Source organism: Microvirga antarctica (assembly GCF_017921815.1).
In the GTDB taxonomy this organism is placed as follows: domain Bacteria; phylum Pseudomonadota; class Alphaproteobacteria; order Rhizobiales; family Beijerinckiaceae; genus Microvirga; species Microvirga antarctica.
The window spans coordinates 1-219 of sequence record NZ_JAGEMM010000220.1 but is presented as its reverse complement, the minus strand read 5'-3'; the positions used below and the strand labels follow the sequence as shown (position 1 = coordinate 219).

The window sequence follows — 219 nt, the reverse complement described above, 5'->3', positions numbered from 1 at the left end:
GCCCGCGAACCTCTGTGACATCCGGACAAAACCAACAACAAACCACCAAGCCGATCAAAGATCGGAGCCGCCAAAGCCGATCAAAGATCGGGGCCGATCAAAGATCGGGGCCGATCAAAGATCGGGGCCGATCAAAGATCGGGGGCTCAAAAAGATGGTGGAGCCTGACGGGATCGAACCGACGACCTCCTGAATGCAAATCAGGCGCTCTCCCAGCTG

General features: G+C 57.1%; 1 protein-coding gene. It reads left to right on the top strand.

Going from position 1 to position 219, the window contains the following annotated elements; all coding sequences use genetic code 11:
* On the top strand, positions 1-193 hold a 193-nt coding region (locus tag J4G32_RS21575; RefSeq protein WP_210497807.1), incomplete at its 5' end, for a hypothetical protein.
* Positions 194-219 lie beyond the last annotated feature (26 nt).